Below are 17,960 nucleotides of genomic sequence, written 5' to 3'. Positions count from 1 at the left end.
GCCTTGTTGTCATTGCTGATCGAGACCATTTTGCTGACCATCTCCCAACTGGAGCACCGCTACGGCGGTGTGACCGTACTTTCCGTCCCCTTTTTTGAACTGGCGCGCGGCCAACACGCGCTGCTGCTGGGGCCATCCGGCTCCGGCAAATCGACCCTGCTGCATCTGCTGGGCGCCATCCTGAGCCCGCAGGCGGGGCGCATCGATATCGACGGCGTCGATCTCGCGGCCCTGGCGCCACGCGAAGCCGATGCCTGGCGCGGCCGCCATGTCGGCCTGCTGCCGCAGCAGCTGGCGCTGGTCGCCAGCTTGTCCGTGCGCGACAACGTGCTGCTGCCGGCCTATGCCTGCGGCTTGCCTGCCGACGTCGAGCGCGCCCAGGCGCTGCTGGCGGGCCTCGGCTTGGCCGACAAGGCGCACGCCATGCCGCACCAGTTGAGTGGCGGCCAGCGCCAGCGCGTGGCGATCGCCCGCGCCATGTTCACCCAACCGCGCTTGCTGCTGGCCGACGAACCGACGGCCAACCTTGACGATGCGGCCTGCGCCCAGGTGGCCGCCTTGCTGGCGCGCCAGGCCAGGGACGCCAACGCATCGCTGCTGATCGCCAGTCACGATGCGCGCCTGATTGCCGCCTTGCCCGGCGCCGCCGTCCTGCGCCTGCCGGCGCGCGGGGAGTTGCCATGCGCCGCCTGAACGCCGTGACCATGGCGCTGGCCGCGCTGCGCCACAAGCCGCTGGCCACGTGCCTGAACCTGCTGCTGATGGCGATCGGCGTGGCGATGATGACGTTTATTCTGTCCGCCTCCAGCCAGCTGGAAGACGGCGCCATGAAGGACGCCAACGGCATCGACATGGTGGTGGGCGCCAAGGGTTCGCCGCTGCAGCTGATCCTGTCGTCGATCTACCATATCGATATCCCGACCGGCAATATCCCGGCTGCCGCGCAGGCGGAACTGGCGGCCAATCCGCTGGTGGCCGAGGCGATCCCGCTGGCGCTCGGCGACAGCTACCAGGGCTACCGCATCGTCGGCAGCACCGCCGACTATATCCGCCACTACGGCGGCCAGGCCGCCAGCGGCGTGCCGTTCGGCGGCAGCATGCAGGTGGTGCTGGGCGCGGAAGTGGCACGGCGCACGGGGATTGCCCTGGGCGCCCGCTTTGCCGGTTCGCACGGCCTGGTGGCCGGCGGCGAAGTGCATGCCCATGCGCCGTACACGGTGGTCGGCATCCTGCAGCCGACCGGCACGGTGCTGGACCGGTTGATCGTCACGCCGGTGGCATCGGTGTGGCGCGTGCACGAGACCGACCCGGACGAACCGCATGCGCACGTGAATGAGGCGGAGCATGAAGTCACGGCGCTGCTGGTGCGTTACACCTCGCCGCTGGCCGCCATCAGCCTGCCGCGCTGGGTCAATGGCCAGACGCGCTTGCAGGCGGCGCAGCCGGCGCTGGAATCGGCCAAATTGTTCGAGCTGGTGGGCGTGGGCGCCGACGTGCTGCGCGCGATCGCCGCCATCGTGCTGGCGGTGGCCGCGCTGTCGATGTTTGTCGCGCTGTACCACGCGCTGGAAGAGCGCAAGACGGACCTGGCGATCCTGCGCGCGCTGGGCGCGCCGCCGCGTAAACTTTTGCTGTTGTTGCTGACCCAGGGCCTGGCGCTGGCGCTGGGCGGCGCCATGCTGGGCTGGCTGCTGGGCCACTTTGGGGTGGGCCTGCTGGGCGCGTTGATGGAAGGCCAGCAGAACCTGGCGCTGTCGGCCTGGACTATCGACCCGCAGGAAGCGTGGCTGCTGCCGGCCGCCTTGCTGGTCGGCCTGGCCGCGTCAATCTTGCCCGCCGTGCGCGCCTACCGCACCGATATCGCCGCCACCCTGGCGCATTCCTGATTGGAGACATCATGAAATCACTGCTGCTTGTTTTGCTGCTTGCCGCTGGCGCTGTCCACACCGCCGCGCAAGCCGCCAAGGTCACCACGCCGGCCACCGCCGACCATCCACCGTCGTTCTTTGCGCCGCTCGAGGATATTCCCGGCGTGCTGCCCTGGAGCCTGCTGTCGAAGGCCACCACCGTGAAAGCCAAGGGCGGGCGCATGGTGCCGAAATATACGGAGGAAATCAGCGCGCTGGACCAGACGGAAGTCAAGGTACAGGGCTTCATGATGCCCTTGCAGCCGGGGCAGAAGCAGAAGCATTTCCTGCTGACGGTGACCTCGGCCAGCTGCCCGTTCTGCCTGCCCGCCGGGCCGGAAGGGGTGGTCGAAATCAACAGCAAGACACCGGTCAAATTCACGTACGCGCCGATGGTCATGAGCGGCAAGATGACGGTGATGAAAAGCGACTCGATGGGTTTGTACTACCGCATCAATGACGCCAGCCTGGTGGAGCAGTGAGCGCGCTATTGCTGGCGGCGGCGCTGGCGGTGGCACAGCCCAAGCTTGACTTCAAGCTGCCCACGCTCGACGCCAGCCGCGGCGTGACCCTGGCCGCCTTGGCCGGTCCCGTCCTGTTCAACTTCTGGTCCAGCGACTGCCTGCCTTGCGTGCGCGAGCTGCCGCTGCTGCAAGCGCAGTCGCGGCGCTTGCCCGGCTTGCGCTTTGTCGGCATCGCCATCGACGAGGGGAGGCGGGCGGCGCCGTTTGCGCACAGGGCGGGCACGGCGTATCTGCAACTGGCGGCGCCGGGCCGCCAGGATCTGCTGCGCCGGTTCGGCAACCCGTTGGGCGCCTTGCCCTATACGGTGGTGCTCAATCGCGCGCACCAGGTATGCACCACGCGCCTGGGCGCCGTCGATGCGCGGTGGCTGGCAAAGGCGGCGCAGGCCTGCGCCTCTCCCTGATATTTGCAAGTGGTTTGCATTAAAGGATTTTATGTAATATCATTAGTTACATGAAACCAGACAGCAAACTTTCATCGATATTGCATGTGCTATTGCATATGGCGCATGCGGGACGCCCGATGACGTCCGACGAGATGGCCACTTGCCTCGGCACCAACCCGGTGCTGGTGCGGCGCGTGATGGCGGGACTGCGCGAGCGCGGCTACGTGGCGTCGACCAAGGGCCATGGCGGCGGCTGGACCATCAGCTGCGACCTGGCGCAAGTCACCTTGCGCGATATCTACGACGCCGTCGGCGCACCCACCGTGTTCGCCATGGGCAACCGTGTCGAGCAGCCGGGCTGCCTGGTCGAACAGGCCGTCAACCAGTCGCTGGCGACCGCCTTCGATGAAGCCGAAGCCCTGCTGATCGCGCGTCTCGGCGAAGTCAGCCTGGCCGACCTGTCCGCGCGTTTCAGCCAACTGCACGCCAACCACCGGAGACCAGCACATGAAACCATCTGACATTCAAGCACCGTATGACGTCGTCATCATCGGCGGCAGCTACGCGGGCCTGTCCTGCGCCATGCAACTGGGCCGCGCGCGCCGCCGCGTGCTGGTGATCGACGCCGGCCAGCGCCGCAACCGCTACGCCAGCCACTCGCACGGTTTTCTGACGCAGGACGGCCGCGCGCCCAGCGAGATCGCCGCCGACGGCAAGCGCCAGGTGCTCGCTTACCCGACGGTCAGCTGGCGCGAGGGCAGGGCGCTGCAGGCCGCGCAAACGGCTGACGGATACGCAGTGACGCTCGACGACGGCAGCACCGTGCAGGCCCTGCGCCTGGTGCTGGCCAGCGGCGTGGTCGACGAACTGCCGCCCGTCGAGGGCTTGCGTGAACGCTGGGGCGCCAGCGTGTTTCACTGCCCGTATTGCCATGGTTATGAACTCGGCCAGGGCCGCATCGGCGTGATCGCCACCGGGCCGCTGTCGATGCACCACGCGCTGATGCTGCCCGACTGGGGCACGGTGACGTTTTTCCTCAATGGCGCGTTCGAGCCCGATGCGGCGCAGTTGGCCGAACTGGCGCGGCGCGGCAGCAAGGTCGAGCGCACGCCGATCGCACGTATCGACGGCGTGGCCGAGGTAGTGCTGGCCGATGGCGGCACGCACGCCATGGCCGGCCTGTTCGTGGCGCCCCGCACGCGGCAGGCCGGCCCGCTGGCCGAACAGCTGGGCTGCGCGATCGATGAGGGGCCGATGGGCCCCGTGGTGCGCACCGACGAGATGAAGTCCACCAGCGTGGCCAGCGTGTTCTGCTGCGGCGACGCGGGCCGCGCGGCCGGCAATGTGGCGTTTGCCGTGGCCGACGGCGCCATGGCCGGCGTGGCGGCGCACCGCTCGCTGATGTTCGGGCTGGCGCCAGCGGCCTGACAGCGCGCTTGACCCTACGGTTTGCCGGGGTTTGATTGCCGTTCCGGCCAGGATGCCTTAAAATCATAAAATGCAATTGACTTGCATTAATAATGAGCTCAAGGATGCCATGAACGACCGTTTGCCTGATGTGGCATTGCACCACACTCCCGCCGCGCTGGCGCCGCTCGACTGGGTCGGCATGCAGGACATCGCCCTGCCTGTGCTGATCGAGGAAGAGGGCGCCGCCGGCGCCGGCCTGATCGCGGCGCGCGCCGATCTCCATGTCGACCTGCCGTCGCCACATGTCAAGGGCATCCATATGTCGCGCCTGTATCTGCTGCTCGACGCCTGGGCGGGAAAGACAGGCGTGGACGGCGCGGGACTTTCCTCGCTATTGCACAGCGTGGTGGCCAGCCATGCCGATTGCGGCGCCACCGGCGCGCGCCTGGCGCTGCGGTTCGAGCTGCTGTGCCGGCGCGGCGCGCTGGTGACCGAAAGTCTCGCCGGCTGGAAGGCGTATCCGGCAACCATCGATGCCGTCTGGCGCGCCGGCGTGCTGGAACTGCATGCCGGCGTGACGGTGGCGTATTCCTCGACCTGCCCATGTTCGGCGGCGCTGTCGCGCCAGTTGCTGGCGCAAGCTTTTGAACAGCGCTTCGGCAGCCAGGTGGTGCTCAAACCCGTCGATGCGCAGGCCTGGCTGCTGGAACACGGCAGCCTGGCCACGCCGCACAGCCAGCGCAGCCTGGCCGAGGTAAGGGTGCGCCTGGCGCCGAATGCGCCCTTGCGCCTGCTGGCCCTGATCGACCTGATTGAAACCGCCCTGGCCACGCCCGTGCAGACAGCCGTCAAGCGGGCCGACGAACAGGCGTTTGCCCGCCTCAATGGCAGCAACCTGATGTATGTGGAAGACGCGGCGCGGCGTTTGCGCCTGGCGCTGGACGGCCACTACCTGGCGGCGCAAGTGACGGTGCGCCACCTGGAAAGCCTGCACGCGCACGACGCGGTGGCGTTTGCCTCGCTGGCCCAGGCCGGCGCATGAGCGGCGGCGTGTTTTCCTGGCCGGCCTGGCTGCGCATGCTGGCCGTGCTGCCCGCCTGCGTGGTGCTGTGGCTGGCTGTGTGCTGGGCCCTGGCGTGAGCGCGCTGGCCAGCGTGCGCCAGCTGTCGGTGCGCTATCAGGGCACCGAAGCGCTGAGCGGCATCGACGGGCAGTTCGAACGGGGCGGTTTGTACGCGGTGGTGGGGGCGAATGGCGCCGGCAAGAGCACCTTGCTCAAAGCCATGCTGGGCCTGGTGCCGCTGGCCGGCGGCACGGTGGAACTGCACCTGCCACGCGCGCGCATCGCCTATCTGCCGCAACAGTGCGAGATCGAACGGGACTTTCCCATGCTGGCGCGCGACTGCGTGCTGCTGGGCGCCTGGCAGCGCGTGGGGCTGTTTGCGCGCGTGACCGGCGAGCTCCAGGCGCGCGTGGACCAGGCGCTGGCCGCCGTCGGCATGGCGCAGCTGGCGCACCGCCCCATAGGCGCGCTGTCGGCCGGCCAGTTCCAGCGCCTGCTGTTCGCGCGCCTGATGGTGCAGGACGCCGAACTGCTGCTGCTCGACGAACCGTTCAACGCCATCGATGCGGCCACCACCGCGCTGCTGCTGTCATTGATCCACGATTGGCACGAGCAGGGCCGCACGGTGGTGGCCGTGCTGCACGACCACGCCCAGGTGCGGGCGCATTTTCCGCAGGCGGTGCTGCTGGCGCGCCGCCTGGTGGCCTGGGGCGACACGGCCCGGGTGCTGGGCGCGGACCATCTTGCGCGGGCACGCGATGATGCTTGACCTGCTGGCCGGACCATTTGTCGAATTTGCCTTCATGCGCCGCGCGCTCGTGGCGGTCGTCGCGCTGGCGCTGGGCGCGGCGCCGCTCGGCGTGCTGCTGACACTGCGCCGATTGAGCCTGGTGGGCGATGCACTGAGCCACGCCGTGCTGCCCGGCGTGGCGCTGGGCTTCCTGTTTTTCGGCCTGTCGCTGACCGCTTTGAGCATCGGCGGCGTGCTGGCCGGCATGCTGGTGGTGGGTGCTGCCGCGCTGGTCAGCCGCCATACGCGCATCGCCGAAGACGCCAGCCTGGCCGCCCTGTACCTGGTGGCGCTGGCGCTGGGCGTGATGCTAATCTCGCTGCAAGGCTCGCAGATCGACCTGCTGCACATCCTGTTCGGCAATGTGCTGGGCGTCGACCGCGACGGCCTGCTGCTGGTGGCGAGTGTCGCCAGCGCCACCTTGCTGCTGCTGGCATTGATGTACCGCGGCCTGCTGCTGGAAAGTTTCGATCCCGCTTTCCTGGCGGCCGCGCGGGGCAATCGTACCTGGTTCCAGCAGCTGTTTCTGATGCTGGTGGTGGTCAACCTGGTGGCTGCCTTCCAGACCCTGGGCACCCTGATGGCGGTGGGCCTGATGATGCTGCCGGCCATCTCGGCGCGGCTGTGGCACCACAGCCTGCCGGCGCAGCTGGTGCATGCGGCCTGCCAGGCCATGCTGGCCGGCGTGGCGGGACTGCTTCTTTCCTATTACGCGGCGCTGCCGTCCGGCCCCGCGATCATTGTCTGCGCCGGATTGCTGTATGGCGGCTCGCTGCTGCTGTCGCCGCGTGGCGTCCTGGCCGCGCTGCGCCGCGCCCGTACCTGATTTTCTACTGTGGAGTTTAGTCATGTCTCGTCTGAATAAAAGCGCCGTGCTGGCCATCGTGCTGGCACTGTTTGCGCAGCGCGCTGCCGCCGAAAAACTGCCGGTGGTGGCCAGCTTCAGCATCCTGGCCGACCTGGTCAAGGTGGTGGGCGGCGAACGCGTCGCCGTGACATCCCTGGTGGGGCCGGACGCCGACGCCCATGTGTTCGACCCCACGCCGAAGGACGCGGTGCGCATCGCGCGCGCCAGGCTGGTGGTCGTCAACGGCCTCGGTTTCGAAGGCTGGCAGCAGCGTTTGCTGCAGGCGGCCCGCTACCAGGGCGAAGTGGTGGTGGCGTCCACCGGTGTCAGGCCGCGCGGCCATGAGCATCAAGGTGAACATGCGCAGGGCCACGAGCACGGCCACCTCGATCCGCACGCCTGGCAGGACCCGCAAAACGTGATGCTGTATGTCGCCAATATCGCCGCCGCCCTGGCGCGCGTCGACCCGAAAGGCGCGGCGACGTACCGCGCCAATGCGGCAAGTTATCAGGTGGTGCTGCGCGAACTGGACGCCTGGGCCGGCGCGCGCTTCGCGCGCATTCCCGTCAGCCGGCGGCGCGCCGTCACCGCGCACGCGGCGTTTGATTACCTGGCCGCGCGCTATGGCCTGCGCCTGTCGGCGCTGCAGACGCTGTCGACCGAAAGCGAACCGAGCGCCCGCGCCATGGGCGAGCTGGTGCGGCGCATGCGCGCCGACGGCACGGCGGCCGTGTTTGCCGAAAACCTGCACAACGCGCGCCTGCTGCGCCAGCTGGCGGGCGAGGCCGGCGTGACGGTGGGCGGCAAGCTGTATTCGGACGCCTTGTCCGCGCCGCGCGGCCCGGCGCCGACTTATCTGGCGCTGATGCGCTACAACGTCGACCAGCTGGCACGCGGCATGCAAGGCAATCCGCGCTAGAACACCTAACTAACCTACTGCGCGTCGCGATTTGCGGCCTCCGATGCTCACTGTGCATTCGCACAGCTCCGCGTCTCGGCCACAACTCACTGCCGCTCGCTACGATTTGTTAGTTATTCTTAGGCGATAATGGTGCCTGGACTTTTCAGGAATCCCCATGAATGCTCAAGCGGCCGCACCGGCCAATCAATCCGCCGATGCACGCAAGGCGCGCTGGATCGCGCTGCTGGTGGCCGGCGCTTTTTTCATGGAAAACCTCGACGGCACCGTGATCACCACCGCCGTGCCCGACATCGCCCAGTCATTCGGCGTGGCGCCGCTGGACCTCAATATCGGCGTCAGCGCCTATCTGCTGACCCTGGGCGTGTTCATTCCCATCAGCGGCTGGGTGGCCGACCGCTTTGGCGCCCGCAAGGTGTTCGCGGCCGCGCTGGCGCTGTTTACACTGGCCTCGGTGTTGTGCGGCATGGCCGACGGCCTGCTGGAATTCGTGCTGCTGCGCGCGCTGCAAGGCGTGGGCGGCGCCATGATGGTGCCGGTCGGGCGCCTGGTGGTGCTGAAAAGCACGCCCAAGGACAAGCTCATTTCCGTGATCGCCACCCTGACCTGGCCGGCGCTGGTGGCGCCCGTGCTGGGGCCGCCGCTGGGCGGTTTCATTACCAGCTACAGTTCCTGGCGCTGGATTTTTTATCTCAATCTGCCATTGGGCCTGCTGGCGCTGTTCTTCGCCTGGCGGCTGATTCCCGATCACCAGGCGACCGAGCGCAAGCCTTTCGACCTCACGGGCTTTTTGTATGCGGGCGGCGCGCTGCTGTCCCTGACCTGGGCCGCCGAAGAACTGAGCCGGCCCGATGCGCCCTGGAGCGAGGCGGGCCTGTTCTTTGCGCTCGGCGCGCTGCTGGGCTATCTGGCCGTGCGCCATCTGCGCCAGGCCGAACATCCGCTGATCGACTTGCGTACGCTGGGTACGCCCACCTTTGCCGTCGCCATCTACGGTGGCTCGCTGTTCCGCATGGCGATCGGCGCCGTGCCGTTTTTGCTGCCGCTGTTGTTCCAGGTCGGCTTCGGCCTGAACGCTTTTCATTCGGGCATGCTGGTGATCGCGGTGTTTGCGGGGAATTTGATGATGAAACCGGCCACCACCGGCATCCTGCGCCGCTTCGGCTTCAAGCCGGTGCTGCTGGTCAATGGCGCCATCAATGTGCTGTCCTTGCTGGCCTGCGCCTTTCTGACGCCCGCGACCCCCATCTGGCTGATCGCCATGGTCCTGTTTATCGGCGGCCTGACGCGCTCGATGCAGTTCACGGCCTATAACACCATCGCCTTTGCCGACATGGCGCAGGCGCGCATGGCCGCCGCCAATACCCTGTTCAGCACCGCCTTTCAGGTCGCCATGGGCCTGGGCGTGGCGCTGGGCGCGCTCGGTGTGCGGCTCGGCCACTGGCTGGCGCAGACGGCCGGCATCGGCCAGATGCCGGCCGCCGAGTTCCGCCTCGCCTTCGTGCTGGTGGCGCTGGTCAGCCTGCTGGGGCTGATCGATACCTGGCGCTTGCAAGCCGGTTCCGGCGACCATTTGTCGAACAAGGCGCCGGCCCGCCAGCCTTAGCTGGAGCTGGCGTTGGTCCAGTAATGGCGCTGCCGCGTGTTCCAGACGATCAGCAGCGCCGCCAGCAGGATGGCGGTGGCCGCAAACGAAAACGAATGCGGCCCGAACTGCTGCAGCAGCGTGCCGCCGGCCAGGCCGCCGGCAAAGATGGCCAGGTTCCAGACCGTGGTCATCATCGATTGCGCCACGTCCTGGCCGGGTCCGGCGGCGTTGGCCAGCGAGGTGACGAACAGGGTGGCCGCGCCACCGAAGGCCAGGCCCCACACGCCGACCGCCAGGCAGGCGGCCGGCGCCGATTCCGGCAACACCGCCAGCAGCACGCAGGCCGCCAGGAACAGCGCCATGCTGGCGATCACCAGTTGCCGCAGCCAGCGGTCGATCAGCGCGCCGACCAGCAGCAGGCCTGCCAGCGCCGTGCCGCCGAACAGCATCAGCAGGAAATCGATGCGCGGCGCCAGCTTTGCCAGCGTCGCCAGCGGCGCAATATAGGTGTACAGGATATTGTGGGCCAGCACATACAGCAGCATGGCGCCCATGATGGGGCGCACGCCCGGCATGACGAACACCGAGGCGATGCGCTGGCGCCGCGCTGCCGGTTCCGCAGGACAGGCCGGCAGCCTGAACATGATCCAGGCCATCAGCAAGCCTGCCACGATGCTCAGCAAGCCGAAGGTCAGGCGCCAGCCCACCAGGTTGCCGATAAAGGTGCCGGCCGGGATGCCGACCGTCAGCGCCAGCGGCGTGCCGGCCATGGCGATGGCGATCGCCTTGCCTTTCTGCGCGGCGGGCACCATGCGCGCCGCATAGCCGACCATCATGGCCCACGCCAGGCCCGCCGCCACGCCGCCAAGGAAGCGCGCCACGAAAATCAGCGGCAGGCTGGTCGACAGCGCCGTGACGGTATTGACGATGGTGAAGCCGCCGATGGCGGTCAGCAGCAAGGTGCGGCGGCCGACGCCCTGGGTTGCTGCCGCGAGCGGAATGGCGGCCAGCACGGAACCGAGCGCATACACGCTGATCAGCTGTCCCATCACGGCTTGCGAGCTGTCCAGGCTTGCCGCAAGCTGGGGCAGCAGGCCGGCCGGCAGCACCTCGGTCAGGATAATGATAAAGCTGGCCGTCGTCAGCGCCAGCAGCGAGGACAGGGGCAAGGGAGGATTGGTGAGGCTTTTGTCCGTCATGGAGTCTTCACAGTTGGCACAGCCGTGCGCGCGCCGCTGCGATCCGACTCGAGGATAAGGTCGATCACTTCATGCATGTTCACGGCGTCGCGGAAAGCCGGCGCCAGTTGCGTGCCGTCGCGCCGGTCGCGCGCATGGGCTGCGTACAGATGCGCCAGTTCGGCGGTGCTGCCGCCCAGCTCATGCGCCGGCAGCCAGTCGTACTTGGCTGGCACCGGCAGCGCCTGCAATGGCTGGGCGTCGCCCCGGGCGCCTTCGATCAGGTTGACCGGCGGGCCGAAACAGGTGCTGTTGCTGATTTTCAGATCGCCTTCGGTGCCGGTCAGGTCGATCTGCAGGCCGAAGTTGTTGCGCTTGCCCGCTTCGAGCTGCACGGAAAGCACGGCGCCATTGGCGAACACGCCGTGCAGCAAGACCTGGTCCGGCGTGCTGTGGGGGATCAGCTCGTCAGTGCCGGCGATGGCGACCTGCTTGATCTGGTTGGCGGTCAGCGCGCTGAACTGACGCGGAAAGCCGAAGTGCGCAAACAGGATGTCGAGAAAGTGGCCGCCGAAAATGGGCAGCAGATCCGAGAAGTTTTCAGGCGGGACGGTGTAGGCGAGGTAGCTGGCGCGCAGCGCGCCGAACGATTCGACGCTGACATGCATGCGCACCGAGCGCAATTGGCCGATATAGCCATCGGCCAGCAAGTCGCTGACGTAGCGGTAGCCTGGCGCCAGCCGGCGCTGCAGGCCGACGATATTGCGCACGCCTGCCTGTTCGGCCAGTTGCGCCAGTTCGGCCGAGACGGCGGTGCTGGTGGTGAGCGGCCATTCGCAATACACATCCTTGCCGGCCGCGATGGCGGCGCGGATGCCCGCCTCGTGCTGCGGCGCCTGGTTCAGCACCAGCACCAGGTCCACCTCGGGGTGGTTCACCAGTTCGTCCAGCGACGTGACGGCGTGCGTGATTCCGTGGCTTGCGGCCACGCGCGCGGCTTTTTCCGCGCTGCGGCTGAAGACGGCGGTAATCCGGTATTGCGGCAGCAGCTTGAGTGCCGGGATATGGCCATATTCGGCCCAGGTGCCGGCGCCGATAATGCCGACGCGGATCGGTGCTGCTGCGTTGCGGGTGGTGTCATTCATGGGGGGTATTTCCTGTACAGATACTGTGTTGCTGATGTGGATGAAAGCGTTAACGACGGCAAGCGCACGGCGGGAACGCGGTGCGCTTGCTGGTCACGGCACGGGGCCGTGGCGGGAAATCAGGCAGCGAAGCCGCCGTCGATTTTCAAGCCGGCGCCGGTCACGAAGGCGGCTTCCTCGCTGGCCAGGTAGGCCACCATGCCGGCGATTTCCTCGCCGGTGCCGTGGCGCGGCAGGGCCATCAGGCCGTGCATCAGGTCGGCAAAGTCGCCGGTGGGCGGGTTCATGTCGGTGGCGACCGGACCGGGTTCGACATTGTTGATGGTGATGCCGCGCGGACCGAGGTCGCGTGACAGGCCTTGCGTCAGGCCGGACAAGGCCGACTTGCTCATGGCGTAGGCGGCCGCGCCGGCGAACGGCATGCGGTGCGCATTGGTGCTGCCGATATTGATGATGCGCCCGCCCGACGGCATCAGCGGCACGGCGGCCTTGATGGCGACAAACACGGCGCGCACATTGACGGCCAGTGTCTTGTCAAAGTCTTCCAGTGAAAAATCGTCAATCGCGCCAGGCACGAAGACACCGGCGTTATTGACCAGGATATCGAGCTTGCCGGTCAACTTTGCCGACTCGGTGACGGCCGCCGACAGGGCTTGCGCATCGGCCGCATCGGCTTTTACCGCCTGCGCCTGGCCACCGTCCGCCTGCACGGCGGCGGCCAGCGCTTCGGCTTCCTTGCTCGAGCTTTGATAGGTGAAGACGACATGGGCGCCCTGGCGTGCCAGGCGGCGCACGATGGCGGCGCCGATGCCGCGCGAGCCGCCGGTGACAAACGCGGTTTTGCCGGTAAATGACAGGGGCAGGGCGGTGGTGGTGTTGGTAGCGGTCATGATGGGCTTTCAAAGAGTGGGTTGGGAGCAGCCAGTATCTGCCTGTTGTTCCTTGTGCGCTAGCCGGTAATCGCGACAATCACTTTCAACCATTGGTATCAACTGAGCAGGTAGAATGGCGGCATGGAAGCGCTCAATCATTTGCAATCATTCGTGTTGTCGGCCGAGGCCGGCAGCTTTTCGGCGGCCGCGCGCCGCCTGGGGCTGACGCCCGCCGCCGTCAGCAAGAACGTGGCGCGCCTGGAGGCCAGCCTGGGCCTGCGCCTGTTCCAGCGCAGCACGCGCAAGCTGACCCTGACCGAAGGGGGCGAGCGTTTCCTGCAGCAGATCAGTGGCGCGCTGGCCACCTTGCATGAAGCGATAGCCGACGTCAGCGAGGAAGGCGGCCAGCCGGCCGGCATCCTGAAAATCAGCCTGGCGCCATCGTTCGGCCGCAGCTATGTGGTGCCGCTGCTGGCCGAATTCGTCCGCCGCTATCCGGGCGTGATTCCCGACTGCCATTTCGACAACCGCCAGGTGGACATGGTCGGCGAGGGCTTTGACGTGGCCATCGGCGGCGGCATCGAGCTGACGCCGGGCGTGGTGGCGCGCGAACTGGGCCACGCGCATATCGTCGCCACGGCGTCGCCGGATTTCATGCGCGGCAAGGCCATGCCCACACATCCGTCCGAGCTGGCGCAATGGGACGGCGTGATACGCCGCTCGGCCGGCAGCGGGCGCCTGCGCAGCTGGGTGCTGCACGATGGCCGTGGCGGCGAAGGCGTGGCCGAATGCCGGCCGCGCGCCATCTTCGACGACCCGGAAGCGATGGCGATGGCGGCCATCGACGGCGTCGGCGTGGCCCTGCTGCCGATGCCGCATGCGCTGGCGCATTTGCGCAGCGGCGCCCTGATCCGCCTGCTGCCCGGCTGGCGCGCCGACTCCGGCCCCTTGTCGCTATACTATCCCGGCAAGAAACTGCTGCCCGCCAAGACACGCGTCTTCGTCGACTACCTGCTGGAGCAGTTCCGCCAGCAGGATTTTGCGGCGCAGATAACCCCGGATTAATATAAGGACACGCCATCGCATGAGCAGCAACTACAGCCTGTTTTACCGTTACGACGGCGCGGCGCCCGCGCAGTTTCGCGAAGTACGCGTGTTTGATTCCACCGTCTGGAGCGCGGAAGGCGCGGCCATGACCTGGGGCGAGGAAACCCGCACCGCGCATACTGGCGAAGCGGAAGCGCGGGCCGCGTATGCCGCCCTTTGCGCGGCGGCGCTGAGCGAAGGCTACACGCTGGCGCGCGCCAGCGTGATCGACCCCGCCGTATTCGATGCGCCGCTGCTGCAAACCTTGCTCGTCACCGCCACGCGCCAGGCCGTGACGGCTTTGCGCGCCGCCCACCCCGGCCAGCATTTCAACGCATATGCCTTGCTGAGCGACGACAGCGCCATGACCATTTCGCTGCTGGCCAACAGCCGCGAAGCGCTGGCCACCGCCGAAGACGAGGACGAGATGCTGTGGAATCCCGGCGAATGGCAGTTTGACGAGGGTGGCGCGTATTTTGATAGCGCTTATCGCCTGCTGTTGCAGGCGCACCGGGATTTGCCGTTCGAGGTTGAATTCGCCGAATTCCGTGACGCCGCCTTCGAGGCTTGCATTGCGGCTTTGGCGCAGCTGGGCAAGGAAGGCTTGTTTGGCACTGGCCTGGAGCGAGAAGAGACGCTGGTACTGTTCGAGGTCAGCGATAGCGAGGAACTCGATGGTGTAATGGAGCGGTTGAATACGCCGCAGATGGTAAAGCGGCTGCATGACTGGATGGCGAGCTGGGATGAGTAAGAATTTTTAACCCAAAAGCAAATTCCGGGGTTGGGGTGATAATAAAGCACGCTATTTCCCCACCAGCACAATCCTCGTAATCTCCGCCGGCGCCCCCACGCGCTTCGGCGGTCCCCAGTATCCGGTGCCGCGGCTGACATAGACCTGCAGCTGGCCACTGCGGTGCAAACCCGCCACATATGGCTGCTGCAGCGGCACGAACAAATTCCAGGGCCAGAACTGGCCGCCGTGGGTGTGGCCGGACAACTGCAGGTCGAAGCCGGCTGTTTCCGCTGCCGGCGCGCTGCGCGGCTGGTGCGCCAGCAGGATGCGCGGGCTACCCGGTGGCGCGCCGGCGATGGCCGCTTGCGGGTCGCTGGACTGGGCCGGGTCGAAATGCGCGGCGTTGAAGTCGGTGACGCCGGCCATGACCAGCTGCGCGCCGTCGTGCTCCAGCACCTGGTGTTCATTCATCAGCACCGTCAAGCCCAGGCGCCGAAATTCGGCTACCCAGGGCGCGGCGCCGGAATAGTATTCGTGGTTGCCGGTGACCAGGAAGACGCCATGACGGGCGCGCAGATCGGCCAATGGCGCTGTATGCGGGCCCAGTTGCGGCACGGTGCCGTCGACCACGTCGCCGGTGATCGCGATCGCGTCGGCGTTCAGGCTGTTGGCGCGCCTGACCATCGCCTCGACCCAGGCGCGCTTGATGGTGGCGCCGACATGGATGTCGCTCAGTTGCACGATGGTAAAGCCGTGCAGCGCCGGCGGCAGCCCGGCGATGGCGACCCTGACGTCCTTGACACGGGCGATCCTGCGCGCGTTGATGAAACCGATAACGGTTGCCAGCAGGGCCAGGCACAGTACGGCGATGGCGCTTGCCTGTGCATGCAGGCGCGCCGGCGGGTACAGCATCAGCAGTTCGCGCAGCACGGCCAGCACGAACAGCGAGGAAAAAAAGCCCATGCACAGCGAACCGGCCCAGCTCAGGCGGTCGGCCAGGCGCGTGTCATTGGTGAGGGCGCGCGAAAAAATCGTCATCGGCATCAGCATGGTCGAGGCCAGCAGCACCACGCCGCCCAGCAGCCAGCCGGCCAGGCCGACCGGCAAGGCCGGCAGCAGCAGATAACCAAGCACGGCGTGCAGGGCGCCCAGGATCATGGTGATGCGTAGCAGGGGTGGGCGCAGGCTCATGGCGGATTGATGGTCAGGGTGTCAGGGCGTCGAGGCCCAGGTAGGATGAAGTGAGGCGCGCAAAGGTGCCGTCCTGGCGCATGCGGGTGAAGGCGCGGTCGAAGGCGGCCGCCAGCGCGGCGGAATGGCCGCTCTTGCGGAAAACCAGATAGGTGTCGAAGCGCGTCACCGGCGGCGCCACGCGGACGATGCCTGGCAGTTTCAGCTGGCGCAGCGTGTACAGGCCCACATAGCTGTCGGCCAGCACGGCATCGACGCGGTGCAGGGCCAGCTTCTGGAAGTTGACCGCATCGGTCGGCACTTCGGCCAGGCTCCAGCGCCCGCTGGCAGCGCCGGCCACGATCTCGTCCGGCAGGCGAAAGCCGGCGCGCACGCCGATCACCTTGCCGGCCATGTCCTCCAGGCGCATGGCCGATGGCGTGGCCTCGCCCTGGCGCACGAACAGCGCATATTCGGTCGGCTGCAGCGCTACCTTGCCAAATTCCAGGTATTGTTCGCGCCGCGCCGTGCGGCTCATGGCGAAGGCGCAATCGACGGTGCCGCCGGGTTTGGCCAGCTCGCTTTCCAGGCGGCGCCAGGGCGTGGCGCGAAACGCGATGGCGATGCCAATCCGGCTGGCCGCCTCGCGCAGCACATCGACGTTCAGCCCTTCGATGCGGCCGTCGTTCTGCATGAAATAGGGTGCGAACAGGTCGTCGTGGCACACCAGGCTGGCCGGCAGCGCGTCGCTTGCAGCAGGTGCGGGCGCGGCCGATGCCAGTGCCGGCAGCAAAAAGCACAGTGCAATGCGAGCGATCGAGCGCAGCCTATCTGCCAACATGCAGCCCCAGGGTGGCCAGCTTGTCGAAATCGACGGGCTTGGCAAAGTGGTCGTTGAAGCCGGCGGCCAGCGCCGCGCGCCGGTCGTGTTCCTGGCCGTAGCCGGTCAGCGCGATCAGCAGGAAGTCTTGCGGGATCGCCAGCTGGCGCAGCTTGCCAGCCACCTCGTGGCCATTGATGTCGGGCAGGCCGATATCGAGGAAGACGATGTCGGGCCTGAATGCAAAGGTGCGTTCGATCGCCTGCGCGCCGGTGTAGGCGGTGCGCACTTCGTGGCCGTCGAGTTCCAGCAGTTCGGCCAGGGTGTCGGCCGCGTCCTCATTGTCGTCGACCACCAGGATGCGCTTGCTGCTGCCGGCCGGCGGCTCGACCGGCGCCACGGCCTGCGGCGCGGCCGTCAGGTCGAGCGGCAGATCGATTTCAAACGTGCTGCCCAGGCCCACGCCGGGGCTTTGCACGGTGACCTGGCCGCCGTGCAGTTCCACCAGCTTGCGCACCAGCGACAGGCCGATGCCCAGGCCGTCCTGCACCCGGTCCGGCGCGTGGCCGCTCTGCTCGAACAGGCCGAAGATGGTGTCGATGCTGGCGGCGGCGATGCCGATGCCGTTGTCCTCCAGACGGATCCGCACTCGGTCGCCCTCGCGCTCGGCACCGATGCTGATGGCGCCGCCCGGCGCGGTAAACTTGGCCGCGTTGAGCAGCAGGTTGGCGACGATTTGCGACAGGCGCACCGGGTCGCCGTGCACCCACAGTGCTTCCTGCGGCAGCGCCACGCTCAGAGCATGGCCGCGTCCGGTGACGATGTGCGAACTGGTTTCCAGCGCGCTTTTCACGATGCTGGCCAGGCTGACCCGTTCCCACTGCAGCGAGATCTTGCCCTGCGAAATGCGCGACACGTCGAGCAGGTCGTCGACCAGGCGCACCAGGTGGTCGGTATGGCGGCCGATGGTGGCGCGGGCGTTCTCCTGCATCGCCGGCACATCCGGATCGAGCTTGCGCAGCAGCGCCAGCGCCGTGCGGATCGGCCCCAGCGGATTGCGCAGCTCGTGCGCCAGGGTGGCCAGGAATTCGTCCTTGCGCCGGTCCACCTCGCGCAGTTCGCGCTCCACGCGGCCAAGGCGCAGCAGGGCATTGACGTTGGCGATCAGTTCATCGGGTTCGATCGGCTCGACCAGGTAATTGTCGGCGCCGCCATCGAGCGCGCGGATCTTGTCGGCGGTGCCGATAAAGGAGGCCGACGTCTGCAGCACCAGGATGGTGTTGGTGTCAGGGTTGTCCTTCAGCCGGCGGCACACTTCCAGGCCGTTGATGTCGGGCAGCTTGACGTCGAGCAGGATCAGGGCCGGACGGTCCCTGGCCGCGCGCAGCAGGGCGTCGCCGCCATTCGACGCCTCGATCTCATTGAAGCCGGCGCGCGTGAGGATGCGCGACTTGGCGTAGCGCGCGCCGTCGCTGTCATCGACGTTGAGTATCAGTGCATCGCCATTATTGTACGGAGCCAT

General features: G+C 67.3%; 19 protein-coding genes. 13 read left to right on the top strand and 6 right to left on the bottom strand.

Annotated elements, in window-relative coordinates:
• Positions 1–30: 30 nt before the first annotated feature.
• The 11 genes from ACP7B7_RS21800 (at position 31) to ACP7B7_RS21750 (ending at position 9,452) form a co-directional block, all read left to right on the top strand.
• Complete coding sequence (locus ACP7B7_RS21800; RefSeq protein ID WP_426078053.1) at positions 31–693, top strand: ABC transporter ATP-binding protein; 663 nt, start codon at positions 31–33, stop codon at positions 691–693.
• The gene (locus ACP7B7_RS21795) at positions 681–1,886 is read left to right on the top strand and encodes an ABC transporter permease (protein WP_426078052.1); all 1,206 of its coding nucleotides are present in this window, start codon (positions 681–683) and stop codon (positions 1,884–1,886) included. Before ACP7B7_RS21800 ends, ACP7B7_RS21795 begins: the two co-directional genes overlap by 13 nt.
• Before the next feature lie 11 nt (positions 1,887–1,897).
• Complete coding sequence (locus ACP7B7_RS21790; RefSeq protein WP_426078051.1) at positions 1,898–2,389, top strand: DUF3299 domain-containing protein; 492 nt, start codon at positions 1,898–1,900, stop codon at positions 2,387–2,389.
• Complete coding sequence (locus ACP7B7_RS21785) at positions 2,386–2,835, top strand: TlpA family protein disulfide reductase (RefSeq protein WP_426078050.1); 450 nt, start codon at positions 2,386–2,388, stop codon at positions 2,833–2,835. The genes ACP7B7_RS21790 and ACP7B7_RS21785 overlap by 4 nt, the downstream gene beginning before the upstream one ends.
• A 50-nt stretch (positions 2,836–2,885) precedes the next feature.
• A complete protein-coding gene (locus tag ACP7B7_RS21780; protein WP_308921469.1) occupies positions 2,886–3,338 on the top strand; it encodes an Rrf2 family transcriptional regulator in 453 nt (150 codons plus the stop codon).
• A complete protein-coding gene (locus ACP7B7_RS21775; RefSeq protein WP_426078049.1) occupies positions 3,325–4,245 on the top strand; it encodes an NAD(P)/FAD-dependent oxidoreductase in 921 nt (306 codons plus the stop codon). The genes ACP7B7_RS21780 and ACP7B7_RS21775 overlap by 14 nt, the downstream gene beginning before the upstream one ends.
• Positions 4,246–4,354: 109 nt before the next feature.
• Positions 4,355–5,269: a GTP cyclohydrolase FolE2 gene (folE2, locus tag ACP7B7_RS21770; RefSeq protein WP_426078048.1), complete on the top strand. Its 915-nt coding sequence runs from the start codon at positions 4,355–4,357 to the stop codon at positions 5,267–5,269.
• A 79-nt stretch (positions 5,270–5,348) separates the two neighbouring features.
• A complete protein-coding gene (locus ACP7B7_RS21765) occupies positions 5,349–6,059 on the top strand; it encodes a metal ABC transporter ATP-binding protein (RefSeq protein WP_308921466.1) in 711 nt (236 codons plus the stop codon).
• Positions 6,049–6,906, top strand: a complete 858-nt coding sequence (locus tag ACP7B7_RS21760; protein WP_308921465.1) for a metal ABC transporter permease — start codon at positions 6,049–6,051, stop codon at positions 6,904–6,906. Before ACP7B7_RS21765 ends, ACP7B7_RS21760 begins: the two co-directional genes overlap by 11 nt.
• 22 nt (positions 6,907–6,928) lie before the next feature.
• On the top strand, positions 6,929–7,846 hold the full coding sequence (locus ACP7B7_RS21755) for a metal ABC transporter substrate-binding protein (protein WP_308921464.1): 918 nt from the start codon (positions 6,929–6,931) through the stop codon (positions 7,844–7,846).
• 157 nt (positions 7,847–8,003) lie between these two features.
• Entirely contained in the window at positions 8,004–9,452 is a 1,449-nt protein-coding gene (locus tag ACP7B7_RS21750; protein WP_426078047.1) for an MFS transporter, read from the top strand.
• On the opposite strand, the gene ACP7B7_RS21745 is transcribed toward ACP7B7_RS21750, so the two are convergent.
• The 3 genes from ACP7B7_RS21745 to ACP7B7_RS21735 all read right to left on the bottom strand — a co-directional run bounded on the left by ACP7B7_RS21745 (position 9,449) and on the right by ACP7B7_RS21735 (position 12,647).
• Positions 9,449–10,633, bottom strand: coding sequence for an MFS transporter (locus ACP7B7_RS21745; RefSeq protein WP_426078046.1), 1,185 nt, complete (start codon positions 10,631–10,633; stop codon positions 9,449–9,451). The genes ACP7B7_RS21750 and ACP7B7_RS21745 overlap by 4 nt on opposite strands.
• On the bottom strand, positions 10,630–11,757 hold the full coding sequence (locus tag ACP7B7_RS21740) for a Gfo/Idh/MocA family protein (RefSeq protein WP_426078045.1): 1,128 nt from the start codon (positions 11,755–11,757) through the stop codon (positions 10,630–10,632). The genes ACP7B7_RS21745 and ACP7B7_RS21740 overlap by 4 nt, the downstream gene beginning before the upstream one ends.
• A 119-nt stretch (positions 11,758–11,876) precedes the next feature.
• Positions 11,877–12,647, bottom strand: coding sequence for an SDR family oxidoreductase (locus tag ACP7B7_RS21735; RefSeq protein WP_426078044.1), 771 nt, complete (start codon positions 12,645–12,647; stop codon positions 11,877–11,879).
• A 123-nt stretch (positions 12,648–12,770) separates the two neighbouring features.
• Between ACP7B7_RS21735 and ACP7B7_RS21730 the strand changes: the two genes are divergently transcribed.
• Together ACP7B7_RS21730 and ACP7B7_RS21725 are read left to right on the top strand one after the other, a co-directional pair.
• On the top strand, positions 12,771–13,694 hold the full coding sequence (locus ACP7B7_RS21730; protein WP_308921459.1) for a LysR family transcriptional regulator: 924 nt from the start codon (positions 12,771–12,773) through the stop codon (positions 13,692–13,694).
• A 19-nt stretch (positions 13,695–13,713) separates the two neighbouring features.
• Positions 13,714–14,466 (top strand): DUF4303 domain-containing protein, encoded by a 753-nt coding sequence (locus tag ACP7B7_RS21725; protein ID WP_426078043.1) that lies wholly within the window; start codon positions 13,714–13,716, stop codon positions 14,464–14,466.
• Positions 14,467–14,517: 51 nt separating this feature from the next.
• Here the strand turns inward: ACP7B7_RS21725 and ACP7B7_RS21720 are convergent, their stop codons facing one another.
• The 3 genes from ACP7B7_RS21720 to ACP7B7_RS21710 are packed head-to-tail and all read right to left on the bottom strand — an operon-like array spanning position 14,518 to position 17,960.
• Positions 14,518–15,639, bottom strand: coding sequence for a metallophosphoesterase (locus ACP7B7_RS21720; RefSeq protein ID WP_426078042.1), 1,122 nt, complete (start codon positions 15,637–15,639; stop codon positions 14,518–14,520).
• Between the two features lie 13 nt (positions 15,640–15,652).
• Complete coding sequence (locus ACP7B7_RS21715) at positions 15,653–16,459, bottom strand: substrate-binding periplasmic protein (RefSeq protein ID WP_426078041.1); 807 nt, start codon at positions 16,457–16,459, stop codon at positions 15,653–15,655.
• On the bottom strand, positions 16,446–17,960 hold the full coding sequence (locus ACP7B7_RS21710; RefSeq protein ID WP_426078040.1) for a response regulator: 1,515 nt from the start codon (positions 17,958–17,960) through the stop codon (positions 16,446–16,448). The genes ACP7B7_RS21715 and ACP7B7_RS21710 overlap by 14 nt, the downstream gene beginning before the upstream one ends.

Source organism: Janthinobacterium sp. PSPC3-1 (genome assembly GCF_049896105.1).
In the GTDB taxonomy this organism is placed as follows: domain Bacteria; phylum Pseudomonadota; class Gammaproteobacteria; order Burkholderiales; family Burkholderiaceae_D; genus Janthinobacterium.
The sequence above is the reverse complement of the archived record's forward strand: the minus strand, read 5'-3'. Positions and strand labels throughout refer to the sequence as shown.

What these genes read in the sequence shown, in the direction of transcription:
- ACP7B7_RS21795 (WP_426078052.1), top strand. Translation starts at nt 681, where the DNA reads ATGCGCCGCCTGAACGCCGTGACCATGGCGCTGGCCGCGCTGCGCCAC.
- ACP7B7_RS21790 (WP_426078051.1), top strand. Translation starts at nt 1,898, where the DNA reads ATGAAATCACTGCTGCTTGTTTTGCTGCTTGCCGCTGGCGCTGTCCAC.
- ACP7B7_RS21780 (WP_308921469.1), top strand. Translation starts at nt 2,886, where the DNA reads ATGAAACCAGACAGCAAACTTTCATCGATATTGCATGTGCTATTGCAT.
- ACP7B7_RS21775 (WP_426078049.1), top strand. Translation starts at nt 3,325, where the DNA reads ATGAAACCATCTGACATTCAAGCACCGTATGACGTCGTCATCATCGGC.
- folE2 (WP_426078048.1), top strand. Translation starts at nt 4,355, where the DNA reads ATGAACGACCGTTTGCCTGATGTGGCATTGCACCACACTCCCGCCGCG.
- ACP7B7_RS21760 (WP_308921465.1), top strand. Translation starts at nt 6,049, where the DNA reads ATGATGCTTGACCTGCTGGCCGGACCATTTGTCGAATTTGCCTTCATG.
- ACP7B7_RS21755 (WP_308921464.1), top strand. Translation starts at nt 6,929, where the DNA reads ATGTCTCGTCTGAATAAAAGCGCCGTGCTGGCCATCGTGCTGGCACTG.
- ACP7B7_RS21750 (WP_426078047.1), top strand. Translation starts at nt 8,004, where the DNA reads ATGAATGCTCAAGCGGCCGCACCGGCCAATCAATCCGCCGATGCACGC.
- ACP7B7_RS21745 (WP_426078046.1), bottom strand. Translation starts at nt 10,633, where the DNA reads ATGACGGACAAAAGCCTCACCAATCCTCCCTTGCCCCTGTCCTCGCTG.
- ACP7B7_RS21740 (WP_426078045.1), bottom strand. Translation starts at nt 11,757, where the DNA reads ATGAATGACACCACCCGCAACGCAGCAGCACCGATCCGCGTCGGCATT.
- ACP7B7_RS21735 (WP_426078044.1), bottom strand. Translation starts at nt 12,647, where the DNA reads ATGACCGCTACCAACACCACCACCGCCCTGCCCCTGTCATTTACCGGC.
- ACP7B7_RS21730 (WP_308921459.1), top strand. Translation starts at nt 12,771, where the DNA reads ATGGAAGCGCTCAATCATTTGCAATCATTCGTGTTGTCGGCCGAGGCC.
- ACP7B7_RS21725 (WP_426078043.1), top strand. Translation starts at nt 13,714, where the DNA reads ATGAGCAGCAACTACAGCCTGTTTTACCGTTACGACGGCGCGGCGCCC.
- ACP7B7_RS21720 (WP_426078042.1), bottom strand. Translation starts at nt 15,639, where the DNA reads ATGAGCCTGCGCCCACCCCTGCTACGCATCACCATGATCCTGGGCGCC.
- ACP7B7_RS21715 (WP_426078041.1), bottom strand. Translation starts at nt 16,459, where the DNA reads ATGTTGGCAGATAGGCTGCGCTCGATCGCTCGCATTGCACTGTGCTTT.
- ACP7B7_RS21710 (WP_426078040.1), bottom strand. Translation starts at nt 17,960, where the DNA reads ATGGCTCCGTACAATAATGGCGATGCACTGATACTCAACGTCGATGAC.